Origin of the sequence: Caldichromatium japonicum, from assembly GCF_011290485.1 — a bacterium.
Classification (GTDB): domain Bacteria; phylum Pseudomonadota; class Gammaproteobacteria; order Chromatiales; family Chromatiaceae; genus Thermochromatium; species Thermochromatium japonicum.
Map to the genome: position 1 here is coordinate 1,663,121 of NZ_CP048029.1, position 23,625 is coordinate 1,686,745.

21 protein-coding genes are annotated in these 23,625 nt (G+C 62.3%); 4 read left to right on the forward strand and 17 right to left on the reverse strand.

The genetic code is table 11. The features are described 5' to 3' along the window. Nucleotides 1-52 precede the first annotated feature (52 nt). From serC to GWK36_RS08170, 7 genes are all read right to left on the reverse strand, one after another. On the reverse strand, nucleotides 53-1,135 hold the full coding sequence (serC, locus tag GWK36_RS08140) for a 3-phosphoserine/phosphohydroxythreonine transaminase (protein ID WP_166270718.1): 1,083 nt from the start codon (nucleotides 1,133-1,135) through the stop codon (nucleotides 53-55). A 100-nt stretch (nucleotides 1,136-1,235) separates the two neighbouring features. After that, on the reverse strand, nucleotides 1,236-3,833 hold the full coding sequence (gene gyrA, locus GWK36_RS08145; RefSeq protein WP_166270719.1) for a DNA gyrase subunit A: 2,598 nt from the start codon (nucleotides 3,831-3,833) through the stop codon (nucleotides 1,236-1,238). Nucleotides 3,834-4,016: 183 nt separating this feature from the next. Next, entirely contained in the window at nucleotides 4,017-5,093 is a 1,077-nt protein-coding gene (locus GWK36_RS08150; RefSeq protein WP_166270720.1) for an EAL domain-containing protein, read from the reverse strand. Between the two features lie 41 nt (nucleotides 5,094-5,134). Next, on the reverse strand, nucleotides 5,135-6,325 hold the full coding sequence (locus tag GWK36_RS08155) for a PAS domain S-box protein (protein ID WP_166270721.1): 1,191 nt from the start codon (nucleotides 6,323-6,325) through the stop codon (nucleotides 5,135-5,137). Nucleotides 6,326-6,337: 12 nt separating this feature from the next. Continuing rightward, a complete protein-coding gene (locus GWK36_RS08160) occupies nucleotides 6,338-7,126 on the reverse strand; it encodes an ABC transporter substrate-binding protein (protein WP_166270722.1) in 789 nt (262 codons plus the stop codon). A 307-nt stretch (nucleotides 7,127-7,433) separates the two neighbouring features. Further along, on the reverse strand, nucleotides 7,434-7,781 hold the full coding sequence (locus GWK36_RS08165) for a GrpB family protein (protein ID WP_166270723.1): 348 nt from the start codon (nucleotides 7,779-7,781) through the stop codon (nucleotides 7,434-7,436). A gap of 11 nt (nucleotides 7,782-7,792) precedes the next feature. Next, entirely contained in the window at nucleotides 7,793-8,125 is a 333-nt protein-coding gene (locus tag GWK36_RS08170) for a transposase (protein WP_166270724.1), read from the reverse strand. A 90-nt stretch (nucleotides 8,126-8,215) separates the two neighbouring features. Here GWK36_RS08170 and GWK36_RS08175 point away from each other — a divergent pair, with 90 nt between their 5' ends. Beyond that, complete coding sequence (locus tag GWK36_RS08175; protein WP_166270725.1) at nucleotides 8,216-8,905, forward strand: transposase; 690 nt, start codon at nucleotides 8,216-8,218, stop codon at nucleotides 8,903-8,905. A gap of 70 nt (nucleotides 8,906-8,975) precedes the next feature. Here GWK36_RS08175 and mtnA read toward each other — a convergent pair whose 3' ends face one another. Next, the gene (mtnA, locus tag GWK36_RS08180) at nucleotides 8,976-10,031 is read right to left on the reverse strand and encodes an S-methyl-5-thioribose-1-phosphate isomerase (RefSeq protein ID WP_166270726.1); all 1,056 of its coding nucleotides are present in this window, start codon (nucleotides 10,029-10,031) and stop codon (nucleotides 8,976-8,978) included. A gap of 328 nt (nucleotides 10,032-10,359) precedes the next feature. Between mtnA and GWK36_RS08185 the strand changes: the two genes are divergently transcribed. Further along, complete coding sequence (locus GWK36_RS08185) at nucleotides 10,360-11,679, forward strand: TRZ/ATZ family hydrolase (RefSeq protein ID WP_166270727.1); 1,320 nt, start codon at nucleotides 10,360-10,362, stop codon at nucleotides 11,677-11,679. 111 nt (nucleotides 11,680-11,790) lie between these two features. On the opposite strand, the gene GWK36_RS08190 is transcribed toward GWK36_RS08185, so the two are convergent. The 5 genes from GWK36_RS08190 to rplU form a co-directional block, all read right to left on the reverse strand. Further along, on the reverse strand, nucleotides 11,791-11,955 hold the full coding sequence (locus tag GWK36_RS08190) for a hypothetical protein (RefSeq protein ID WP_166270728.1): 165 nt from the start codon (nucleotides 11,953-11,955) through the stop codon (nucleotides 11,791-11,793). A 10-nt stretch (nucleotides 11,956-11,965) separates the two neighbouring features. Beyond that, nucleotides 11,966-13,090 (reverse strand): glutamate 5-kinase, encoded by a 1,125-nt coding sequence (gene proB / locus GWK36_RS08195; protein ID WP_166270729.1) that lies wholly within the window; start codon nucleotides 13,088-13,090, stop codon nucleotides 11,966-11,968. 11 nt (nucleotides 13,091-13,101) lie between these two features. Then, entirely contained in the window at nucleotides 13,102-14,181 is a 1,080-nt protein-coding gene (cgtA, locus tag GWK36_RS08200) for an Obg family GTPase CgtA (RefSeq protein WP_166270730.1), read from the reverse strand. A gap of 98 nt (nucleotides 14,182-14,279) precedes the next feature. Next, nucleotides 14,280-14,537: a 50S ribosomal protein L27 gene (gene rpmA / locus GWK36_RS08205; RefSeq protein WP_166270731.1), complete on the reverse strand. Its 258-nt coding sequence runs from the start codon at nucleotides 14,535-14,537 to the stop codon at nucleotides 14,280-14,282. 9 nt (nucleotides 14,538-14,546) lie between these two features. Further along, nucleotides 14,547-14,861 (reverse strand): 50S ribosomal protein L21, encoded by a 315-nt coding sequence (gene rplU, locus GWK36_RS08210; protein ID WP_166270732.1) that lies wholly within the window; start codon nucleotides 14,859-14,861, stop codon nucleotides 14,547-14,549. A 382-nt stretch (nucleotides 14,862-15,243) separates the two neighbouring features. On the opposite strand from rplU, the gene GWK36_RS08215 reads away from it, so the two are divergent. Together GWK36_RS08215 and GWK36_RS08220 are read left to right on the forward strand one after the other, a co-directional pair. After that, nucleotides 15,244-16,971 carry a sensor domain-containing diguanylate cyclase gene (locus GWK36_RS08215; RefSeq protein WP_166270733.1) on the forward strand — a complete coding sequence of 576 codons (1,728 nt, stop codon included), beginning with the start codon at nucleotides 15,244-15,246 and terminating at the stop codon, nucleotides 16,969-16,971. Then, nucleotides 16,917-17,663, forward strand: a complete 747-nt coding sequence (locus GWK36_RS08220) for an EAL domain-containing protein (RefSeq protein WP_166270734.1) — start codon at nucleotides 16,917-16,919, stop codon at nucleotides 17,661-17,663. Before GWK36_RS08215 ends, GWK36_RS08220 begins: the two co-directional genes overlap by 55 nt. A gap of 100 nt (nucleotides 17,664-17,763) precedes the next feature. Here the strand turns inward: GWK36_RS08220 and flgL are convergent, their stop codons facing one another. From flgL to GWK36_RS08240, 4 genes are read right to left on the reverse strand one after another with little or no spacing between them, the layout of a single operon-like run. Next, nucleotides 17,764-19,041: a flagellar hook-associated protein FlgL gene (flgL, locus tag GWK36_RS08225; protein WP_166270735.1), complete on the reverse strand. Its 1,278-nt coding sequence runs from the start codon at nucleotides 19,039-19,041 to the stop codon at nucleotides 17,764-17,766. A gap of 21 nt (nucleotides 19,042-19,062) precedes the next feature. Continuing rightward, nucleotides 19,063-21,201 carry a flagellar hook-associated protein FlgK gene (gene flgK / locus GWK36_RS08230; protein ID WP_166270736.1) on the reverse strand — a complete coding sequence of 713 codons (2,139 nt, stop codon included), beginning with the start codon at nucleotides 21,199-21,201 and terminating at the stop codon, nucleotides 19,063-19,065. An 18-nt stretch (nucleotides 21,202-21,219) separates the two neighbouring features. Further along, complete coding sequence (gene flgJ, locus GWK36_RS08235; protein ID WP_166270737.1) at nucleotides 21,220-22,374, reverse strand: flagellar assembly peptidoglycan hydrolase FlgJ; 1,155 nt, start codon at nucleotides 22,372-22,374, stop codon at nucleotides 21,220-21,222. A 3-nt stretch (nucleotides 22,375-22,377) separates the two neighbouring features. After that, a complete protein-coding gene (locus GWK36_RS08240) occupies nucleotides 22,378-23,457 on the reverse strand; it encodes a flagellar basal body P-ring protein FlgI (protein ID WP_246237829.1) in 1,080 nt (359 codons plus the stop codon). Nucleotides 23,458-23,625 lie beyond the last annotated feature (168 nt).

Consider the following 23,625-nt stretch of genomic DNA (forward strand, 5'->3'; position numbering starts at 1 on the left):
TCCCTAGACGTTGGGCGCAATGCCGGTTTCAGACAGGTACGCGCTGCGTACCCTAACCATACCGCCGCTCGAAGTCCTGCATGAAGGCGATCAGGGCATCGACCCCCGCCTCGGGCATGGCGTTATAGATGCTAGCGCGCATGCCGCCGACCGATCGGTGACCTTGCAAGGTCGTTAGTCCCACCGCCTTGGCCTCCTTGAGGAATGTTTCATCGAGCTCAGGTTTGGCGAGGGTAAAGGGCACATTCATCCAAGAGCGCGCGCTAGGCTCCACCGGATTGTGATAAAAGCTTGAGCGATCGATGGCCGCATAGAGCTTTTGGGCCTTGCGCGCATTGATCTCGGCTATGGTAGAAAGCCCACCGATCCCCTTCAGCCACTTAAATACCAAACCCGCGAGATACCAGGCGTAGGTCGGAGGGGTGTTATACATCGACCCGTTCTCGGCGTGGATCTTGTAGTCCAGCATGGTTGGGGTGAAGGGTTGCGCCTTGCCGATCAGGTCCTCGCGCACAATGACGATGGTCAGGCCCGCCGGCCCGATGTTCTTCTGCGCCCCGGCATAGATCAGGCCGAACCGGGTGACATCGATGGGACGCGAGAGGATGGTCGATGACATGTCGGCAACCAGGGGGACAGCGCCCGTCTCCGGCACATAGGGGAACTCGACCCCTTCGATGGTCTCATTGGGGGTGTAATGCACATAGGCGGCATCGGGATCGAGGCTGAGCTCGTCCTGAGCAGGGGCGCAAGTAAATCTCGACGCCTCGGTGCTCGCCGCGATCCGCACCTCGCCGAAACGTTTGGCCTCGGCAATCGCCTTCTTCGACCAGGAGCCGGTATTGAGATAATCGGCGCGTCCCTTATCGCCGAGCATGTTCAAGGGGACCATCGCGAACTGGAGCGAGGCCCCGCCCTGGAGGAATAGAACCTTGTAGTGCTCGGGGATGATCAAGAGCTCACGCAGATCCGCCTCGGCCTCGGCGGCGATCGCCATGAACTCCTTGCCGCGGTGACTCATTTCGGCGACACACATGCCGCTCCCCCGCCAATCGAGCATCTCATCGCGCGCCTGGTTTAAGACCGGCTCGGGCAACATGGCGGGGCCGGCGCTAAAGTTATAGACACGGGTCATCGTTCAAAAACCCCTTGATGTTTTGGAGAATATCCCTGTCGGTTGGGTACAGGGTGCCCAACCGGCGAGGCCTCATCGGGTACGCACCGCCCAACCTCGATCAGATACAGTCATCGGCCAGGATCTCTGCGGCATCCGCCCCTTCCGTCTCCTCGCGCTCACCTTCGAGGGCTGCGATCCGCTCAACGCAGACCAGGCGTTGGCCCTCGGCGAGATTGATCAATTTAACCCCTTTGGTATTGCGCCCGACCACCGGGATCTGATCGACCGAGGTACGGATCAGGGTCCCGTCATCGGCGATCAGCATGATCTCATCGCCTGGATGGACCAGGATCGCCCCGACCTGTGGCCCGTTGCGTTCTGCAGTATCGATCGCGATCACCCCCTGAGTCCCGCGCCCTTTGGTGGGGAATTGGTCCACGGCGGTGCGCTTGCCGTAACCGTTGGCGGTCACGCTCAACACCGTGCCACCGAGCTCGGGCACCACCAGTGCAATCACCTGTTGGTCATCGGGCAGCAGGATACCGCGCACCCCATGCGCCGCCCGACCCATGGGCCGGACCTGCGACTCGGAAAAACGCACCGCTTTGCCACCCGAGGTAAAAAGCATCAGATCCTGCTCGCCCCGGGTGATAGCAGCGCCGACCAGCACCTCATCGGCGTGCAGATCGATGGCGATGATGCCCCGCGCCAGCGGGCGTGAAAAGTCGACGAGCGGGCACTTTTTGACCGTGCCGGCGCTGGTGGCCATGAACACGAACGAGCCGTCCTCATAGTCGCGCACCGGCAGCAGGGTGGTGATCCGCTCGCCAGGCTCCAAGGGGAGCAGATTGATCATGGGCCGACCGCGTGCACCCCGCCCCGCCTGCGGCAGGTCATAGACCTTGAGCCAATAGACCCGCCCACGGCTGGAGAAACACAACACGGTGTCATGCGAATGGGCGACGAACAGGCGTTCGATGAAGTCCTCTTCCTTACAGCTCGCCGCGCTCTTACCCTTGCCGCCACGCCTCTGGGCCTGGTAGTCGCTGACGGGCTGGGCCTTGACATAGCCCTGATGCGACAGGGTCACCACCAGATCTTCGGGGGCGATCAGGTCCTCGAGTCCGAGGTCTGTGGTATCCGTCTGGATCTCGGTGCGGCGGGGATCAGCGAATTGCTCACGGATCGCGATCAGCTCCCCTCGGATCACCGCCATCAGGCGATCGGGGTCAGAGAGGATCAGAAGCAACTCGGCAATGGTCTCCAGGATCTCATCGAACTCCTTGAAGATCTTGTCCTGTTCCAGGCCGGTGAGCCGGTGCAATTGGAGGTCGAGGATCGCTTTGGCTTGGCGTTCGCTCAGGCGGTAACCGGCGTCGGTTAGACCGAGCTCGGAGTCTAAACCCTCTGGGCGGGTGCGTTCGGCGCCGGCGCGCGCCAGCAGCTCACCTACTATCCCAGGTGCCCAGGTCTTCTCCATCAGCCGCACCCGCGCCTCTTGCGGACTGGCCGAGGACTTGATGAGGGCGATGACCGGGTCGAGATTGGTCAGGGCCACGGCATAGCCTTCCAAGACATGCGCCCGCTCGCGCGCCTTGTGCAGCTCGAACAGGGTGCGGCGGGTCACCACCTCGCGCCGATGGCGCAGGAAGTATTCTAGGATCTGCTTGAGGTTGAGGGTCAGCGGCTGGCCATCGACCAGGGCGACCATATTGATCCCGAAGACCTGCTCCAGGGGGGTGTACTGATAGAGGTTGTTGAGCAGGACCTCGGCATGCGCCTCGCGTTTGAGTTCGATGACGATCCGCATCCCATCCTTGTCGGACTCATCGCGCAACCCATCCGGCGCAATCCCCTCAATGCGCTTTTCCTTGACTAGCTCGGCAATGCGCTCGAGCAGGCGGGCCTTGTTGACCTGATAGGGCAGTTCGGTGATCACGATTGCCTCGCGCCCGCTGCGCGGATGGGTCTCGGTGGTGGCCCGCGCGCGCATCACGCAGCGCCCGCGTCCGGTGCGATAGGCCTCGCGGATCCCGGCGACCCCATTGATGATCCCGGCAGTCGGAAAGTCTGGCCCTGGGATATAGGCCATCAGTTCATCGACCGAGAGCAAGGGGTTGTCGATCAGGGCCACACAGCCATCGATCACCTCGCCCAGATGGTGCGGCGGGATATTGGTCGCCATGCCGACGGCGATCCCCGCGGCACCATTGACCAGCAGATTGGGGAAACGCGCTGGCAGGACCGTCGGTTCCTGTTCGGTATTGTCATAGTTGGGGACGAAATCGACGGTCTTTTTGTCTAGGTCTTCGAGCAGGGCCGAGGCGATCTGCGCCATGCGTACCTCGGTATAGCGCATGGCCGCAGGCGGGTCCCCGTCGATCGAGCCGAAGTTGCCTTGACCATCGATCAAGACGTTGCGCATGGAGAAGGGCTGGGCCATGCGCACGATGGTGTCATAGATGGCGGCATCGCCATGCGGGTGATACTTACCCATGACCTCGCCGACCACGCGCGCCGATTTGCGATAGGGTCGGTTCCAGACATTGCTCTGCTCGTGCATGGCATAGAGCACACGCCGATGCACGGGTTTGAGCCCGTCGCGCACATCGGGGAGCGCCCGCCCGACGATCACGCTCATCGCGTAATCAAGGTAGGACTGGCGCATCTCGTCTTCGAGATTGACGGGCAGGATTTCTTTAGCGAACTCGGGCATGGAACGACGGGTCCGAAGGGGCGCAATATCCAAGCGCAGGCGTTAACTGAGACAGCATTTTAACACGCCGGTCACGCTCAGCCGCGTTTTGGTGATCTGCAAGACGGCATGATGAGATGGGGACATAAGGGGCCTTTACCGCCTCATAGTCCGCGCCGAGGGTCAGCGCTGGAGAGGCCTTTCTCAGGGTTGCGGCCAGGGGTCAGGGCGATACGGCGCCTGGGGATGCTGAGCAGGTCGGGCGAAAAGATAGCCCTGGACCAGATCGACCCCCTGCGCCAGGACATAGGCGAGCTCGGTGGCGGTCTCGATCCCCTCGGCCAGGGTCTGGATGCCGAGGTCTCGCGCGATCCCGATCAAGGCACGTAATACCGATTGACGCTGGGGATCGCGATCGACCCCGCGCACGATCTCCATGTCGATCTTGATGATGTCGGGCTTCAGGGTCGCCAAAAGATTGAGCGAGGCATAGCCGCTTCCCACATCATCCAGCGCCACCCGATAGCCGGCATCGCGATAAAAGTCCAGGATATGTTTGAGATGGTCGAAATCGGCGACCCGCTCGGTCTCGACCACCTCGAAGACCAAGCGCCCTGGATCGAACCCCAGCCGGCGCGCCCAGCCGACCGTGCTCTGCAGACAGTGCCTAGGGTCGTAGATCGCGGTGGGGACAAAATTGACGAAGAGCTGACCCTCAAGACCTTGTTCAGCCGCGCAGCGCAGGGCCGTTTCGCGCGCTTGGCGGTCGACTTGGAAAAGGAGGTCATTGGCCAAGGCCAGAGTGAAGATCTCGCCGGGAAACATGAGGCCCCCGTCTGGACGTATCCCACGCAGCAAGGATTCATAACCCACCAGTCCCCCGTCTCTAGCGGCCAGGATCGGCTGAAACCAGGAGACAAAGCGCTGGGCCTCCAGGATCTCGATCAGCGCGCAGGCATCGAGCAGTTTTAACCACTGCTCGAGGGTGCGGGCGCGGGTGAGGCTCTGAAAGCTCAAACTCTCCCCTGCTTCCAAGAGCAAGGCCCAGATCGCCTGGAGCTCCAGGGTATTAAAGGACCCTGAATCGCGCACCCGTTCGATGAACTCGACCAGATTGGCATCGGCAAGCCGCAGCTCAAGACCCGCATCCTCGAATGCCAGACCATGGGCGCGCAGGAACTCGCCCATAACGGCGATGAGCTCGCGCACTGCAGCGGTCAAAAGCAGGGTGCCGCGGCGCTCGCTAGAGAGTGGCAGGATCTGACAGCGTGGACAGGGCATGGTTCTTGACTAAGAAACAAATGCTTTTGAAATTGAGTGAGCTATCTAAGATGGCGGCCCGATGAGAGAACCCGCGGCGTTTGGCCGACGATGTCGTCCTGTGTGTAGCCCGTGATGGCGGTGAATGCCGGGTTGACGGCAAGGATGCGGGTGTCGGCGTCCGTCACGAGGATGCCGTCGTGGCTGTGGGTGAACACGCTCGCCGCCAGGCGCTGCGCTTCCTGCAGGCGCGCCTCTTGCGTGAAGAGCGTGCGCAGGCGCAGCGTGAGCAGGCCGGTGACCAACACAGTGGCGAGCAGGACCAACGCCGTCGTCAGCAGGCGGGTCGCCATCGTTTCGCGCCATTGGGCCAGCGCAGCCTCGCGGTCGATATGCCCCAGAACGAAAAACGGATAATTGCGCAATGCGCGATAGACGGTCAGCGTAGCCCGGCCATACGCCTCATCGTCGGGAATTTCGCCGATTTCCGCCGTGCGGGCGAGGTCGAGCACGCGCTCGTCCTCGATCAGGCTGCCGGCCTGGTGCCCCGCCCAGGTCGTCAGTGCCGTGACGCCCTGATAGTCGAATAGTGCGAAATGTCCGAGATCGGGATCGATTTGGCCGCTGATGTGATTCAAGAAGTAGTCGGGGTTGATGGCGGCCACGGCAATCAGGCCGGCCGGCCCCGGCAGATGTTGAATGGCCGGCAGGAAATAGCTGGCACGCGGGCCGACCGGCGCCGCCGGGGTGGTTTCCCGGCTGTCATGGAAATCCCGGCCCTCGCGGGCAACGCCAATGCGCATGATGCCATCGCGCCGCTCGGCCATCACGGGCAGGTAGGCCGCAAATTCCAGCTGCACGCCGACATTCGCCGCCACGGAGCTGACGAGAATGCGGCCTTGCGCATCGGCGATGGACAGGGAGCGCAAGGCGGGCATCTGGCGCTGGATGCTCTCGAGAAAATCGCCATGATCCCTTGCGTTGTCGAGGTGCGGGTCGGCCAGCAGCTCCGGCAGGCTGGCCAGCATCAGGCTGATCAGGTGGATGTTCTGCGACACATGGTCCTCGAAGACGCGCACCTGCAGCGAGGCCTGGCGCAAATGCCCGGCCAGCGCTTCCTCGCGCATCTCGCGCAGCCCGAGGAGGGTTCCGGCCGCCACGATGATCGCCAGCAGGACCTGCAGGCCAACGAGCAGGGAAAGGTAGCGTCGCTGTGCCGGGAGGATCTTGGCACGTGACGCGGACGACGGCATCGGGGCGGGTGCTCAGTCGAGCACGACAATCGGGTCGAGCCCGTGGCGTTTGGCTGCCGCCAGCAGGCGGCCATCACGCTTGGCATCGGCGACGAACTTCTCCATGCGTGCGTGCCACGCGTCGTCGCCCTGCGCCATCGCATAGGCGTAGGGCGTCACGTGGTAAGTCGTCTCCGGCTTGACCAGGCGCGCCCAGTCGGTGGTTTCAAGCATGCGCCGGCTGAACGGGAAATCGGTCATGAAGACATCGGCGCGTCCCGACTGCACCTCCTGCTCGCGGGCATGCGGGGTATCGACGACGCGCAGCTCTGCCGCCTTCAGCTTTTGGCGCATCACGGGCTCATGCAGGGTGCCTTTTGCCACGGCGACGACGCTGCCGGGTTGGTCGATGTCGTTCCAGGACTGGATGCGGCGGTTGCTGCGCGTCGTGATCGCGTAGATGTCGCTGGCCAGGTGCGGCCGGGTGAAGCGCAGCTTTTCCAGCCGCTGGGGATTGATGCCGATGGCGAACATGGCGACATCGCATCGGTCGCTGGTAACGTCCTCGATCAGGCGTGCGAAGGAGCTATCGACAAAGCGCACGGCCACGCCGAGATCCCTGGCCAGGGCCTCGGCCATGTCGATGTCGATGCCCGACAAGGTTTGCGTCTTCGGATTCCGGTAGGAGATTCCGTAATAGTCCGGCCAGATGCAGACGCGCAACTGCTTCGCCGCCAGTATGCGATCGAGCCGGCCCTCGCCGGCATGGCCAAGGCTTGCCAGCGTTGCCGCCAGCGCCGCGGTCAATGTTTTCTTGAGCATGAGGTCAGGATGAACATGTCAGAACGAAGGCAACGGCCTACTGCTGCCGCTAGATACCTGTTCGGCCCGCTGTCGTCAAGAGTACCGGCCATCGGGCGAGTCGCCATGCCCGGCAAGACGCAGTGGGAAATGAACTGGCTCGAAAGGCCCGACGGTGTCCTTCCTGATATTCCGGTCGTTATCTCTTCCAGGGAGCCACCGGCAGTTCGGGGTCGTCCCGAGACATTCGGGGTCGTCCCGAGACATTCCCGGAAATGTCGGCGCTGGGCCGACGCTCTGTGATCGGCCACGACCTGCCGCTGGCGGCTCAGCCTGGGCGGTCATTCGGGGGGGCGGTCTTGCTCCGTACCTGCCGGATGTAGGTGTAACCGGCATCAAGCAGCGGTCTGGCCACGGCGTCAAGCGACTGTTCTTCCGGCAGGCCAATCAGGATGTCAATGATGGGCTTGGCGGCGATGTCACCCAGTGAGGTGCTTCCGATATGCTCGACGACAGGGACAAGGCCCGACAGCGCCTTTTCAATGGCCTGGCGATGGCGGGCGAAGTCATCCTGCCAGCGGGGCTGGTAGGGCAACAGCACGACTTTCATTGCGGATTCACCGCGACGGGCAGGTATGTGAGTGTGCTCTTCGTGATCATCCAGTAATCGGCGCATCTAGTAGTCAGTCACGTTGAAACACAAGGATACATGCGAGCGAGCTTGCGTCGGGCATCTTGGGTGGAGAATTTCCACTTGACGGGGACGGCTTTGGCGTTGCGCTCACGCACATTGGCGTCGACCTCACGTCGCAGCGAATCCTCATCGGCGATACGCTGCGACAGGCACATGTTGGACAGAACGGCCAACTCGATCTCGGCGATGTTGAGCCAGCTACCATGCTTGGGGGTGTAGTGAAACTCCAGCTTCTTGGCAATGGCACGCGCCTGTTCAGGCGGAAAGGCCTCGCAGAGGGAGGCGGCCTTGTGGGTATTCAGATTGTCGAGGACGACCCGGATCACCTCTTATAGTGGGCATGGAAAGACGAGACATGAGATTGCTGTCGTTTGCGGCGCGCGAAGGGGCCCAAGGGCAAGGGGGGTGGGTGCAAGGTGGGTGAGAAGCGGGCGCTGTTGGCGGAGCAGGACGCCCAGATACGCAAGCTCATGTGCGACGGGACACCGGATCAGCTGAAGCTGCCGTTTGCGCTGTGGAGCCGGCAGGCGGTGCGGCAGTTGATCCTCGGCTGTTTTGGCATCGAGCTCAGGCCGCAGGGGGAGGGCAAGTACATGGTGCGCTGGGGATTGACGCCCCAGAAACCGATTCGGCGCGCCTATGAGCAAAGCCCGCCGGCGGGCAAGACGTCCGAGATTCGCGTCACGCACCGTCGCGAAGGCCTGTCGGTGATCTCGACGCTGACCAACCGCGGCAAGGTGCGTCGGAAGGTGTTCGCGGGGGCGATGAACGCCGACATCCTGATCGACTTCATGAAGCGGCTCGTCAAGGACGCCAGGGGCAAGAAGATCTTCCTCATCCTCGACAACCTGCGCGTGCATCACACCAAGCCAGTCAAGGCCTGGCTGGCTGCATGCGCCAATCAAATCGAGGCGTCCTCCCTCCCCCCCTACAGCCCAGCACTGAACCCCAACGAGATGCTCAAGGCCACCATCACCGCGCAGGCGCCCTCCCGCGCCAAGGGCGATCTGAAGAAGGCGACCGTCAGCCACCTGCGTCGCCTTCTCAATTCTCCCCAACGCATCATGCGCTACTTCCAGCATCCCAAGCTCCATGATGCCGCGTAATATAAGTTCATTGGTTTCGGATCAATATGAAGCTCCTAGAAGCAGGGAATCCAATAGGTATGACATCGGCTCAATCGGACATCAGGGCCCTGAGCCTTGCTGGGTTCGGCGACTCGATCACCCCCCGCTCGGTGACGATGGCATCGACCAAGACGGCGGGGGTGACATCGAAGACCGGGTTGCGCACCTCACAACCCTCAGGCGCGACCCGCCGCCCGCCGCAGTTGAGCACCTCTGTCGGTTCGCGCTCCTCGATCGGGATGCCCTGACCCGAGGCGAGGGTCAGATCGATGGTCGAGGTGGGGGCGGCGACCATCACCTTCACCCCATGGTATCTGGCGAGGATCGCCAGCCCATAGGTCCCGATCTTGTTGGCGACATCGCCGTTGGCGGCGATGCGGTCGGCGCCAACGATCACCCAGCCGATCCTGCCGGTCGCCATCAGGCTGGCCGCAGCACAATCGGCCTGAAGGCTGACCGGGATGCCATCCTGCATCAGTTCCCAGGCGGTGAGCCTGGCCCCCTGCAGCCAAGGCCGCGTCTCGTCGGCATAGACCCTGATGATCTTACCCTGGGCATAGGCGCTGCGGATCACCCCGAGCGCCGTGCCATAACCGCCGGTGGCCAAGGCGCCGGCATTGCAATGGGTGATGACCTCGGTTGGGCCCTCGATCAGTGCCGCCCCCAGCTCGCCGATGCGCCGACTGGCGGCGCAGTCTTCTTCGTGGATACGGATTGCCTCGGCGAGCAGTGCCTCTGTTGGGTCGCCGTGCTCCAGATGGGCGATCAAGCGGCGCATCCGCTGGAGGGCCCAAAAGAGATTCACCGCCGTCGGGCGGGCGGCGGCGAGGCGCTCGAGGTCATCCCCGATCGCCTGTTTCCAGTCTGCACCTGCAAGCTTATAGGCCGCGTGCCCGGCAAGCACGACGCCATAGGCGGCAGTGACCCCGATGGCGGGCGCCCCGCGCACTACCATGGTGCGGATCGCGTGCGCGACCTCTGCTGCCTGATCATAGCCCACAAACTCGGCGCGCTCGGGCAAGAGACGCTGATCCAAGAGATACAAGCGCCCCTCATGCCAGCGCACGGCATCGTCTGGGGTTGGGTTGATGGGTAGGTCGCTCATGAGCCCTCCGCAATGAAACCTAAGACTGAGGGTACGCCAAGTACCCCGCTTTTTAAGGGATTAAACGGCGTGACCAAGGCAGCGATCACCCCGATCTAGGCCAAAGGCAGGAGTACAAGCCAATACAACATTGCATCTGCACTCGCGCTGGACCTTGTACTTGCAGCGCCATTGCTTGATCTCAATAGAGACCTTTGACCGCTGAGATGGCTTAGCGTCGGTCCTCTTGCCCAAACCGTATGGCCAGTGCGCCTCCCCCAGCGCGTACCCGATGTTGAATGATACACTTCGGATTCGAGCAGACGCGCCCCGACCGAGCTGAACCCCCATGCATGCCGATCTCCTCATCCATGCCGAATGGATCCTGACCGTCGATCCCGAAGACTGCGAGCTCATCGATCATGCCGTGGCGATCGCCGATGGGCACATCCAGGCGATCTTGCCTTATGACGAGGCGCGCCGGACGATCGCCGCCACCGAGGTCATCGAGCTCCCCGGCCATGTCCTGATCCCCGGGCTGATCAACGCCCATACCCATGCCGCCATGACCCTGTTGCGGGGTCTGGCCGACGACCTGCCGCTGATGACCTGGCTCCATGATCACATCTGGCCGACTGAACAGCGCTGGGTCGATCCGACATTCGTCGCCGCGGGCACGCGCCTTGCCATCTTGGAGATGCTGCGTGGCGGCGTGACCTGCTACAACGACATGTATTTCTACCCCGAGGTCGCGGCCCAGGTGAGCGCCGAGGCAGGGATGCGCGCGGTGATCGGGATGATCGTGGTGGACTTTCCCACTCGCTATGCCGCAGCGGCAGATGACTATATCGCCAAGGGTTTGGCGCTCCATGACTTTTATCGCGACCATCCCCTAATTCGCCTGGCCTGGGCACCGCATGCCCCCTATTCGGTCGCAGATGACCCGCTCTCTCAAATCGCGCGCCTGGCGCAAGACCTCAAGGTGCCGGTCCATCTCCATCTGCACGAGACCCAGGACGAGGTGCAGACCGCCTTGCGTGAACGCAGCGAGCGGCCCTTTGCGCGCATCGAGCGCCTCGGGCTGATGGGGCCGCAGTTGACCGCGGTTCACATGACCCAACTGGAGGACTTCGAGATCGCGCATCTCGCCGAGACAGGTGCAAGTGTCATCCATTGTCCAGAGTCGAACCTCAAGCTCGCCAGCGGCTTTTGTCCGGTGGCAAAGCTCTTGGAGGCAGGGGTGAATGTGGCCCTAGGGACGGATGGGGCGGCGAGCAACAACGACCTTAATCTCTTGGGCGAAATGCGCACCGCGGCGCTTCTCGGCAAAGGGGTAGCGGGGTCGGCGGCGGCGGTTTCGGCGCGCGAGGTCTTGCGTATGGCGACGATCAACGGGGCGCGCGCCCTGGGGCTTGAGCGCGAGATCGGTTCACTCGAGGTCGGCAAATCGGCGGACCTGGTGGCCGTCGATCTGCGCGATCCCCACACCCAACCCGTCTATCACCCGCTCTCGCAGCTCATCTATGCGGCGGGGCGGCACCAGGTGCGCCAGGTCTGGGTGCGCGGACGCCAGCTCATCCGCGATGGACACCCCACCAGCCTGCACCTGGCCGAGATCCTCGCCGAGGCACAGATCTGGGGACGGCGGATCGCGGCGGGCGGTCGGTAGGGTGCGAATGCGTACCCTACACCCACCGGCGGGTATGCGGACTCGTTAAGGCCGGTAGCTGGTAGGGCGCTACGGACTCACCCAGCGAGGTGCACCCTACAACGCGCCCGGCTATTCCTTGAGCATCTGCTTGATGACGACGGCCAAGCGCTTGAGCTCTTCGGGGCTGAGCCGAAGCGAAGGCTGCTCGGCTGGGCGCTGTTTGGGTCGCGCGGACTTTTGCGCGGTAGGCGCATTGGTATGACGGGCAGCGGGTCGGCCGGGCCTGTCGGTCATGCGCACTGGTTCAGGTCAGCACCAGGTTGTCGCGATGGATGAGCTCCTCATCATCGAGATAACCGAGGATGGACTCAAAGGCCGAAGAGGGCTGACCGCGGATGCGCTCGGTCTCCTCGGCGCTGTAATTGACCAGCCCGCGCGCAATCTCCTGGCCAGACTCATCGACGCATATCACCACCTCGCCGCGGTTGAACCGTCCTTGCACCACCTTGACCCCAACCGCAAGCAGGCTCTTGCCCTGCTCGCGCAGGGCGCGCACCGCGCCTTGATCCAAGACCAAACGCCCACGCGCCTGTAGATGTCCGGCAAGCCAACGCTTGCGCGCCGTCTGCGGTTCTTCCGTGGGAAGCAGGAGGGTACCCACCGCCTCGCCCGCACTGATCCGTTCCAAGACCCGCTCGCCTCGCCCAGGCGCGATGATCGTCGGGGTGCCCGAGCGGGCGGCAAGACGCGCGGCGCGGATCTTGGTAATCATGCCGCCGCTCCCCAGACTGCTGCCGCTGCCGCCAGCAACCTGATCGAGCATGGGGTCAGATACCTGAGTCTGCTGGATCAAGCGGGCATCTGGGTTTTGGCGCGGATCCTCATCAAACAGGCCGTCCTGGTCGGTGAGCAGGATCAAGAGGTCGGCCTCGATCAGGTTGGCAACCAGGGCGGCTAGGGTGTCGTTATCGCCGAACCTCAGCTCGTCGGTGGCAACCGTGTCGTTTTCATTGATGACGGGCACGACACCAAGCTTGAGCAGGGTGCGCAGGGTACTGCGGGCATTGAGATAACGCGAACGGTCGGCCAGGTCGTCGCGGGTGAGCAGGACCTGGGCAGTGTGGATGCCGCGGGACTGGAAACAATCCTCATAGGCGCGTACCAGACCCATCTGGCCGATCGCAGCCGCGGCCTGAAGCTCGTGCAGGGCTTGAGGCCGACGGCGCCAGCCCATGCGCGCCATCCCCTCGGCCACTGCACCCGATGATACGACCACGACCTCAGAACCCGAGCGGCAGCGTTCGACCATCTGCTCGACCCAGGTCGCAAGGATCGCGCGATCCAGGCCGCGACCGTCGCGGGTCAACAGGGCGCTGCCGATCTTGACCACCCAGCGGCGGGTTGCAGTGAGGGTATCGTGTGCGCTCATCTGCAGCATCTTTAGCTCAATGGATACCAGGCGCCATCGCTTGCAGCCGGGGCCGTATCCAGGTGACCGTCGGCGCTGTCTCTGAGCACCTCTAGACGTTGCATCAGGTCCTGCGCCAGTCTATCGGTCCCCATCCCCGTCAGCGCCGAGATGGCATATACAGGCCCCTGCCAACCGAGCGCTTCGATGAGCTGGGCGCGTCGCTGCTCTAGGGCGATGGGTTCAAGACGGTCGGTCTTGTTTAAAACTAGCCAGCGTTCCTTAGCGAGCAGTCCCTCGCCAAAGGCCGCCAATTCGCGTTCCAGGGTACGCACTTGCTCGGCTGGGTCCTCACGTTCATCGAGCGGTGCAATATCGACGAGATGCAGGAGCAAACGGGTGCGGGCGAGATGCCGTAGGAACTGGATCCCCAGACCCACCCCCTGTGCTGCGCCTGCGATCAGGCCAGGGATGTCGGCGACGACGAAGCTGCGATGTTCGCCGATCCGTACCACGCCGAGATTGGGGTACAGCGTCGTGAAGGGATAATCGGCCACCTTGGGGCGGGCGCTAGAGACGGCGCGGATCAATGACGACTTGCCGGCGTTGGGGAGTCCAAGCAAACCGACATCGGCCAAGAGGATCAGCTCAAGGAATAGCTCACGACGCTCGCCGGGGCTTCCTGGTTTAAATTGACGGGGCGCGCGGTTGGTGCTCGATTTATAGCGGGCATTGCCTAGGCCGTGGAAGCCGCCTTGCGCTACCAGAAGACGCTGGCCTGCCTGTAACAGCTCGCCGATCAGCTCGTCGGTCGCCCGATCGAAGACGCGGGTGCCAAGCGGCACCGGAATGAGCAGGTCTTGACCACTGCGCCCCTGCATGTTGCGTCCCCGCCCATTCTCGCCGCGCTCGGCGCGAAAACGCCGCCGGTAGCGGAAATTGACCAGGGTATTGAGATTAGGATCGGCGACAAGATAGACGCTACCGCCGTCGCCGCCGTCGCCGCCATCCGGTCCGCCGCGCGGGAGATATTTCTCACGGCGAAAGCTGACACAGCCATGACCCCCATCACCCGCCTCAACCCAGATGACGGCTTCGTCAACGAACTTCATGCGTACTGACCGATACGCTGTGCTTTGCCTCTGGATGAGGCCCTACAGCCTGTGGCAGTCGCCCCGGCGGTGCCTGAGCGCATCTGGGTGCTGTGCGCTTAGGCGGTTTCGACGGTGACGTACTTGCGGTTCCTGGGGCCCTTGGTCACAAAGCGCACCACGCCGTCGGTCAAGGCGAAGAGGGTGTAATCCCGCCCGCAGCCGACATTGGGGCCATTGTGGAAACGGGTACCGCGCTGCCGTACGATGATAGCGCCAGCCTTGACCTGCTGCCCGCCGAAGATCTTGACGCCGAGCCGTTTGGAATGCGAGTCGCGACCGTTGCGCGAACTGCCGCCTGCCTTTTTGTGTGCCATGGGGACTCCTTATCCAGCCTGGATACCGGTGATCTTGACCGCTGTGAACCACTGACGATGGCCTTGGCGCTTCATATAGTGCTTGCGCCGACGGAACTTGATGATCCTGACCTTATCGCAACGGCCATGCCCCTCAACCGTTGCAGTCACCTGACTGCCGGTTACATAGGGCGTGCCGACCCTGACCGTCTCGCCATCGGCCACAAGCAAGACCTGCTCGAAGGCAATGTTCGTACCTGGCTCAGCAGCAAGCCTTTCAACCCTGATCGTGTCCCCCTCGGATACCCGGTATTGCTTGCCGCCGGTTTGAATGACTGCATACATGATCTGAAGTCCTTCAATGCAAAAACGCGCCAGAATTAAAGGGAGGCGATTTAACTATAAAAACCTTATGATGGTCAAGATGTTGTTCCATCGCTTCCACCTCGGACGATGACCGTACCGAGCTCCTCGGACTGAGGAGCTAACTTTGTATGCGATGGCCCTGCTCCTGAGATCTCTGGGAAGCACGAACGCTTCAAGCCATCGCCTGTGCATACCTCAAGGCCGGTAGCTGCCTAGGTTGGACAGCATCACAAGAAGTGTATCGTTTATATTTCGTTTACTTTGAAATCGCCACCAGGATTTATACCGCCTATCGACGTCAATGCGATGCACCCTTTCCTGGATGTCCAATTGTTGCTTTGCTTCCATGCCAGGCGGTTGCGTGGCCGCTGGGCCTTTGGGCGTATTGATCCTAGACGCTGACTTTCGGGTCCGCTTCGCCGAGGGCCAGCTCCCGGAGGTGTTCGGCTGGTTCCCGTCTGCTCTCCTCGGCCGAGCGCTGAGCGATCTCCTAGACGGGCAGACGGCCTGCGCCATCGCCGAGCGGCTGCGGTCGAATCCAGAGGCAGGCCTGCATGTCTCGCTTCCTCTGGCCGGGGCCGGTCAGGGGTTCGAGGCATTGGCGATCTTCCATCCGCTTGCTGGACCTTCAGCCGAAACTGGTTGGCTGCTTGCGCTCTGTCCGCCGGGCATGGAAAAGCCAGCACCCGAGCTGGACAGATCTGCACCTGTCAGCCATCCCCTCGCGCAGGGGCTCTCTGAATATGCCACCTTCATACTCAAGGCTCTCCCCGATCCGGTTGCCCTGTTGGACCGCGGCTGCAGGTTGCTGGCTGCCAATCCGCCCTTTCTCGCCCTGATCGGCGCCACTCCCCCGCGGTGTTTCGGTCAGCCCTTGGTGGCGCTTGGCCTCGATCCGGCCCTGATCAGCCTGATCTACCGCCATCTCAGTCGCTGTCTGGATGAGGGTGAGACGGCGCTTGGAGAGTTCAGCCGGGTCAGTCCCGAGGGTCACCGCCACGACTACCAGGTCAGGCTCGCCCCCTATGGAGGCGATGAAGGACCGGCATCCGGGTTGACCCTCGTCATCCAGGAGGTCAGCCTCCTGCGTCAAGCCGAGCAGCGGCTCTCCCAGGCAGAGGCGGTGTATGCGACAACTGCTGAAGGCCTCTTGATCACGGATGCCCAGGGGATTGCGATCACGGTCAATCCCGCATTCACCCGGATCACTGGTTATGCCGAATCCGAGATCCTGGGACAAAGGCCCTATCTACTCAATGCCCAATGGCACACGCGTGCCTTCTTCATCCGACTCTGGCGGCACCTGCGCAAACGGGGCAGCTGGCAGGGTGAGGTCTGGAGCCGGCGCAAGGACGGCGAGATCTACCGCCAGCGTCTCAGCATCCGCCGCGTCCTCGACCGACAGGGGCGAGTGAGCAGTTTCGTTGTGGTCTTAGCAGAACGCACCTCAGCTAGCCCCGGGCTGCGCTCTTTTGAATCACTGATCCATTATGACGCCCTGACCCGCCTGCCCAATCGCGTGCTATTTGAGCTACGCCTAGAGCATGCCCTTGCCCAACAGTCCCGGCATGGGTCAGCGCTTGCTGTCTTGATCATCGATCTCGATCATTTCTCCCATATCAACACCAGCCTCGGCTATCGGATCGGGGACGAGCTCTTGCGGGTGACCGCCCTCAGACTGCGCGAGGCCATCCATCCCTCCAATACCCTGGCGCGTCTGCATGCCGACCGCTTTGCCCTCCTGCTCGAAGGGCTCGGCGCACCCGAGGAGACGACCCAGGTCGCCAATCAACTCCGGGCCTTGATGTCCGAACCGATCTGGGTCCGCGGGCATGAGCTGCATGTCAGCCTGAGCATCGGCATCGCGCTGCTGGCTGACCCAGGCGAGGACGCCCCTGAGCTGATGCTCAAAGCGGAGTTGGCCCTAAGACAGGCCAAGCGTCAAGGGCGCAATGGCATCTATCTCATGCTCAATCCTGCAGCAGCAGTCGATCCCAAACAGCGGAGGTGGATCGCGCGGTTACACGGTTACAGATGGCCCTTGAGCGCTCAGAGATCCAGGTCCGCTATAGCCCGGGCTGCGACATAAGTATTGGACGCGCCGACGTCATCGAGGCAGGGCTCTACTGGGCGCCAGTGGATCTGGGACTGGTGAGCGCTGAACGGTTGTGGTCACTGGCCGAGGAAGGCGGTCTAATCCTCGAGGTCGGGGAGCTGTTGCTGGCCGAATCTTGTCGTCAGTATGCCCGCTGGATCGATCAGGGTCTGGCGCCCGAACGCCTGGTGATCGCAGTCAGCGGCGCCCAGTGTCTGTTCGGGGATCTATTGAGATCGGTCGAACGTCGGCTTGCAGCTTATCCGACATTGAACAAACGCCTTGACCTTGCGTTTAGCGAGCGCCTGCTTGTCAGACATCGCGAGACCCTCGCTGCCCTCTTTCAGGGGCTCAATGCGCTCGCAGTCGGGGTCTGGATCACTGATGCTGGGCTCGGCTGGACCTCCCCTTCCCTGTTGCAGCATCTGCCAATCCGTGCGCTCAGGATCCATGCGAGCTTCATCGAGGGCCTGTCGTATGCCGCCCATGAAATGGCCGTGGTCGAGGCCCTGATCGTCATGGCCCAGGCGCTGGAGATCGAGATCCGTGCCGACGGGGTGCGGACCCTCGAACAGCGCTATAAGCTCCTCGAGCTCGGCTGCCTAAAGGCCCAGGGCGAACTCTTCGGCGAGGCCATGCCTGCAGCTGACTTTGAGGTATGGCTGAATCAGCGAGTCAACCCCTAGGATGCGCACTGCGTACCCTCGACCCCTTTTGCAGAAAGCTCAAAGCAGTAGGATAGACGCTGCATACCCTACCCCTGCAAATAAAAGCGCCGCTTTAGCTTTATAGGAAATCGAACAGAGACATGCGGCTAGTCTGGACATAGGTCTGCTGCGCCGCCTTGAATACCACCTGCTGGAGCTCGAAACGGCTGACCGCCTCGGCATAATCCAGGTCCTGGATGTCAGATAGGGTACTATTAAGATCGACCAGGCGCTCGTCATTGAGCTCACTATGCATGTCGATGGCGCTGAGCCTGAGCCCCACTGAGGTGCGTACCTCATTGATGCGCTCAAGCCCTGCGTCGAGATTGCGCAGGGCGATGCTGGTGGCGCGCGACAATTGCTCGCGCCCCTGCCCATCGGTCACCGGGGTCTCGAGTGCCTTGGCGATGTCGTCTAGGGTCTGAAAGACGCTGACCTGAGGGATGGGACGTGAGAGGATCTCATCGCCATCCGCCGGCAGGGTCGGCGGGATGGTATCCGGGAGCAGCAGGGTCACTCGCCGCCCGGCGAACTCGATCGGCTGATTGGGGATGAAGGGCCCACCGATCACCTTCCCCTGATCATCCTTGAAGGCATTGCCATCCAGATCCAGCACCCGATACATCAGGGTCCCCCCCTGATCCTGGAACTGGATACGGAAGGTCTTGCCGGCATTGTTGAGCGCCCCTTGCAGGTTAGCGATCTCGTTTTTGAGCTCGACATTCGGCACCCCGTTGAGGCTGTTGCCAGGGCGAAAGACCGCCTCGGTCAGAAGACCACTGCGTTCCGGGATCTCCATGAAAACATGGGCGCCCGTATCCCCGATGGCGATACGCCGGTTGGTGCTTAGATCGACCTCGCGCACCGCTCCAGGGCCCGTAGCCCCGACATAGATCACCTGACCATCATCGCCCATCCGGAAGGGCTGGGTGTCCGAGCGGGTGCCGGCGAATAGATATTCATCGTTGGCATCGCGGCTGTTGGCAAGCCCTAAGAGGTCCTCGCGCAGCTTGCGGATCTCGGCTGCCATATAACGGCGGTTTTCGGTGTTGTAGGTGTCGTTGTTGCCGGCGACGATCAGCTCGCGCGCCCGCTGGAACAGATTGCCGACTGCCACCAACTGGGACTCCTCGTATTCGAGCCTGGGACGTGCAAGATCGGCATTGCGCTGGTATTGCTCGGTGTTTTTGATCGCCGCATTGAAATAGACCACCTGGGTTGCACCGCCCGGGTCGTCCGCAGGGGTAAGGATCCGCCGGCCAGTAGCCATCTGGAGCCCCGTCTTGTTGAGCTTGGACTGCGCATCCTGGATGGCCGAGACGCCTGACTGAAAGATCTGGTTGGTCGAGATGCGCATCGTGCTTCACCTCCCGCTTGCTTAACGGCGCACTGCGCTCAGCAAGGCATCGAACATGGCATTCGAGGTCGCGATGATCTGGGACGCCGCGCGATAGGCTTGCTGGAAACGCAGCATGTTTGCGGCCTCCTCGTCGAGATTGACGCCAGAGACCGCCTCGCGCTGCTGCTGGGCCGAGGCAAGCAGGACATTGGCCGCATCGCGGCTGACCTGAGCCCTACGGGTCAGGGTCCCGACATCGGCGACCAGGGTGCTATAGCCGCCCTGGAGGGTCGTCTGGCGCTCGATCAGTTTCTCATCTCGGATACTGGCCATCATGAGCATGTTGCGGTTGTCGCCCGGACGGTTTTTGTTGAGCTCAACCGTATAGAGATCGCCTGGTGCAGGGGTGCCGCGCAGGTCCAGCTCCCAGCCCGGACCGACGATGGTGGCCACCCGCGGCGGGGTCTCGGCGGAGACGGCGGTGATATTGAGATCGAGCACCGCGCCCTCATTGGGTTGGCCATCGATCTTAAGCTCCCAGCCGTTATAACGGATGATCGTGGTGCCGTTTGGATCGAGCGGGAAACGCTCCTCGCCGATCATGAAATGATTGCGCGTCGCATCGAAGGTGATGCTGACAGGTGTGATGAGGTTTGGGTCCTTGGGGTCTAGAACCTTAAATGACTTCACCGTCGCCGATCCTGCATCCGCGCCATAGGCAAGGGTGAGCACATCAAAACCATCACCCGCAGTATTGCCGACCACAGCCGCCGGCAGATAGGTCTCGGGTGTTGGAGGGTCCTCGCTCATCCGCAGTGCCATCAGACGTGCTGTCCCTAGATTGCGCGCCTCCGCTAAGGCGCCCGAGGTAGCAGCGAGTTTCACCGGGTCGTCCATGGTGACCCTAAGCTGACTTGCGGCAAAGCGGGTCGGTTGGATCAGCCAGTTATCATTGCGTTCCGCCCCCCCGAGGGCGCTGATATCAATGTACATCCCATCGGCGACCAGGACATTTGGATCATCGGGATGTGGCTCCAGGGCAACGGGGGTATTATCGGGCAGACGAGTGAGCTGAAATTCGGTTCCGTTATAACGCAGCCGATAATCGCTCGGGGTCAGTTCGTGAACATCGCCGATGGTCACGGTCGGGATTGCATCCGTGCTGTTCTTGAGCCCTGCATGCACCGTGACCTCGGGCAATTTAAAGATGTCCGTCCCCAGCTCACCGTTGAGATCCAGCCCCAGGCGGTTCTGTTCGTTGAAGCGGGTAGCGAGATTGAGCCCGATCAAGCCGATCTCGTTTTGCGCCCGGTCGAGCACACCGCTGCGGGTCTCTAAAAGCCCACCGATCTTGCCGCCGGTCATGAAGCGGGTGATGTTGATCGGCTCATCGGCACGCAGGGTCTTCAAACCGATATCGGGGTTATATGGATCGGCGGAAAGATTGGCGAGGACGAGCTCATTGTTATTGCCGCCGACTACCAGGGCTTGCCCCGTCCCAATGAAGAGATTGATCGCCCCGTCGTCCTGGGTCGTGGTCGTGACATCGATCTGCTCGGCGATCTTGCGGATCAAGAGGTCGCGCTGATCGAGCAGGTCATTGGGCGGAGAGCCTGCGGTCGAGCGGGCGAGGATCTCTTTATTGAGCGTGGCGACCCCCTTGGCATATTGATTGACTGCATCGACTGCGTCCTTGAGCTGACTGTTGACGATCTGGCGCTGCTCATCGAGGCGCTTGTTGATCCGGTCCAGCCGCCCAACCAGGGTGTGGGATTCGTTGAGCATGACCATGCGCGCGGGCAGGGTGCTCGGGTCATTGGCAACATCCTGGACGGCGGCAAAGAGGTTCTCCAAGGTCGGTGCCAGCCCGGTACTGCGGTCGGCGAGCAGGTTATCTACCCGCTCGGCGAAATCGGCGCGCGCCGTCGCCTGGGCGCTATCGCTCATGCTGGTGCGTAACTGGGTATCGATCCAGGCATCATGCAAACGGCGGATGCCATCGATCCGCACCCCCTGCCCCAGATAGCCGCTGCCCAGACGCTGCGGCATATTGGCGGTGAAATCGACCCGCTGGCGGCTGTATCCCTCGGTCGCTGCATTGGCGACGTTGTGGCTGGTGGTCGCCAGGGCGCGCTGAAAGGCCAACAGGCCCGTGATTCCCGTCCCCAAGACGCTCATATCCCCTCCTGCCTGCGGCTAGCCTTTGGTTGAATCATCGGCTTGGAGCGCCGAAACTTGAGGCGACTGGCCGGATGGCTGTAGTGATCCAGCACCTCCTGCACCGGTACGCGCCTGGCCAGCTTGGTTGCTGGTCCCTTCATTGGGCGAATCGCCGGCTGCGCCTATTGCCAATACCCGATTGCGTAGGCTCAAGACCTTGTCTGCATAGCGGGGGTCGGTCGCATAGCCGGCCCTTTGTAGGCCGCGGATGAATGACTCGGCCGTATCGCTTTGCAGTGCCTCGCGATAACGCGGATTGCACTTGAGAAAGGCGACATAATCGATGAAGGATTCAGCCGGATTGTCATAGGCGCGGAAACGCGCCTGTTCGCGCCGTGCCACCCCATCGCGGTATTCGAGTGTGCCCACGGTGACGCTGTCACCCTGCCAACTGCGGTCGGCCTTGATCCCGAAGAGATTAAAGCTGCTACGCCCATCGGCACGGCGCGGGATCGATCGCCCCCAGCCGGTCTCAAGCGCGCTTTGGGCCAAGAGCACGCTGGTGTCCATCCCCAAGACCGTTGCGGCCTGTTGGGCATAGGGTTTGAGATAGGCGACGAACTCTTCGGCGTTACGCGGCGGCCAGCGTCCCCCGAGATCACCGCTGCCGGTGGCAGGTTCCATGGCACCCGTGTCGGTGGCTTGACTCAGCGCAGTCTGGAATGTCCCTGGCACCGAGGTATCAGGTGCAGGCGGCTGCTGGGCAGGTACGCGCATGCCCAAGGATTTGAGCCAAGGGATGCGCTCAGGGACGACCAGGGCGCTCGCCTCGCGCCCCCCTGGCTTCGCCTCCTTGTTGCGGGGGGCCAATTGACGCAGCAGTGCCTTGCGAATACCCAGGCCGTCGCCTTGGCTGATCAGGGCGGCGATCTGCTGGTCATAGAGGTCCTGATAAAGCTGGGTATAGGCCGAATCAAACAGGCCATCGCTCAAGGCTGCCGAACGCATCTGTTTGAGCATCTGGCCGATCAGGAGCGATTCAAAGGCGCGGGCAGCAGCATCCAGGGCCGCCTCGCTGTCGCCCGAGCGCGCCAGCCTGGACAGCCCCTGATAGGCAGTCGGGTCGGCGGCCAGGCCGCTGAGCAGCGTCTGTCCGCCTGTCAGTCCCAAGGTGGTGTTCGTCGGGATCATGGGCTAGATCACGACCAGCTCGGCGCGCAAGGCCCCTGCCTCGCGCAATGCCTCGAGGATGGAGACCAAGTCACTGGGCGCTGCGCCCACCTCATTGACCGCCTGGACGATGTCGCCGAGCTTGGTGCCGGGGGCAAAGAGGAACATCCGATTTTTATCCTGCTTGACCTCGATATTGCTTTGCGGAACGGCTGCGGTCTGGCCGCGCGAGAGCGCACCTGGCTGCGAGACCGCTGGATTTTCGCTGATGGTGACGGTCAGACTGCCGTGGGTGACCGCTGCCGGGCGCACCGTGACCCCAGCCCCCATGACCACGGTCCCAGTACGCGCATTGATGACTACCCGTGCCGGCGGCTCCGCCGCCTCCAGGGTGAGATTTTCCAGCATGGAGACAAAGGTCACGCGCTGATTGGGATCGCGCGGGGCGCGGACCTGGACCGAGGCGCCATCGACTGCCTGGGCGAGGTCATCGCCGAAGCTGGCATTGATCACATCGGCCATACGATAGGCCGTGGTGAAATCGGGGCGATGCAGATTGAGCGTCAGGGTCTCGCCTTGATTGAAACTGGTCGGGACCTCGCGCTCGACGGTGGCACCGTTCTGTACCCGCCCGACGCTTGGGATATTGACCGTAACCTTGCTACCATCAGCGCCGCCCACCCCCAGACCGCTCACCGTCAGATTGCCCTGGGCGATGGCGTAGATCTGGCCGTCTGCGCCCTTGAGCGGGGTCATCAGAAGTGTCCCGCCGCGCAGACTCTTGGCGTTTCCCAGCGATGAGACCGTAACGTCCAGACGCTGACCAGGCTTGGCAAAAGGCGGCAATTCGGCCGTGACCATGACCGCCGCCATATTCTTGGTCTGGGGATTGACGCCCTCGGGCAGGGTAACTCCCAATTGGTTGAGCATGTTCTTGAGGCTCTGGCTGCTGAAGGGCGCCTGGGTGGTCTGATCGCCCGTGCCGTCCAGACCGACCACCAGGCCATAGCCGATCAATTGGTTATCCCGCACCCCGCCGATGCTGGCCAGGTCCTTGATCCGCTCGACCCCACCGCTGTTCCAGTTACCATATTGGTCTTTCATCTCCTCGGCGGACTGGGCATGGCTGGCCAGCGGTAGCGCAAGCAGCAAGACCGCCACCAGACCAGCCGTAAGTAGGGAGCAGTTAGCAGTATGCCAGCGCTCAGCTTGCAGGGATTGGGGGTCTGCAGCACAAGCCCCCGCGGCAATGATCCTATACGCCATGAGATA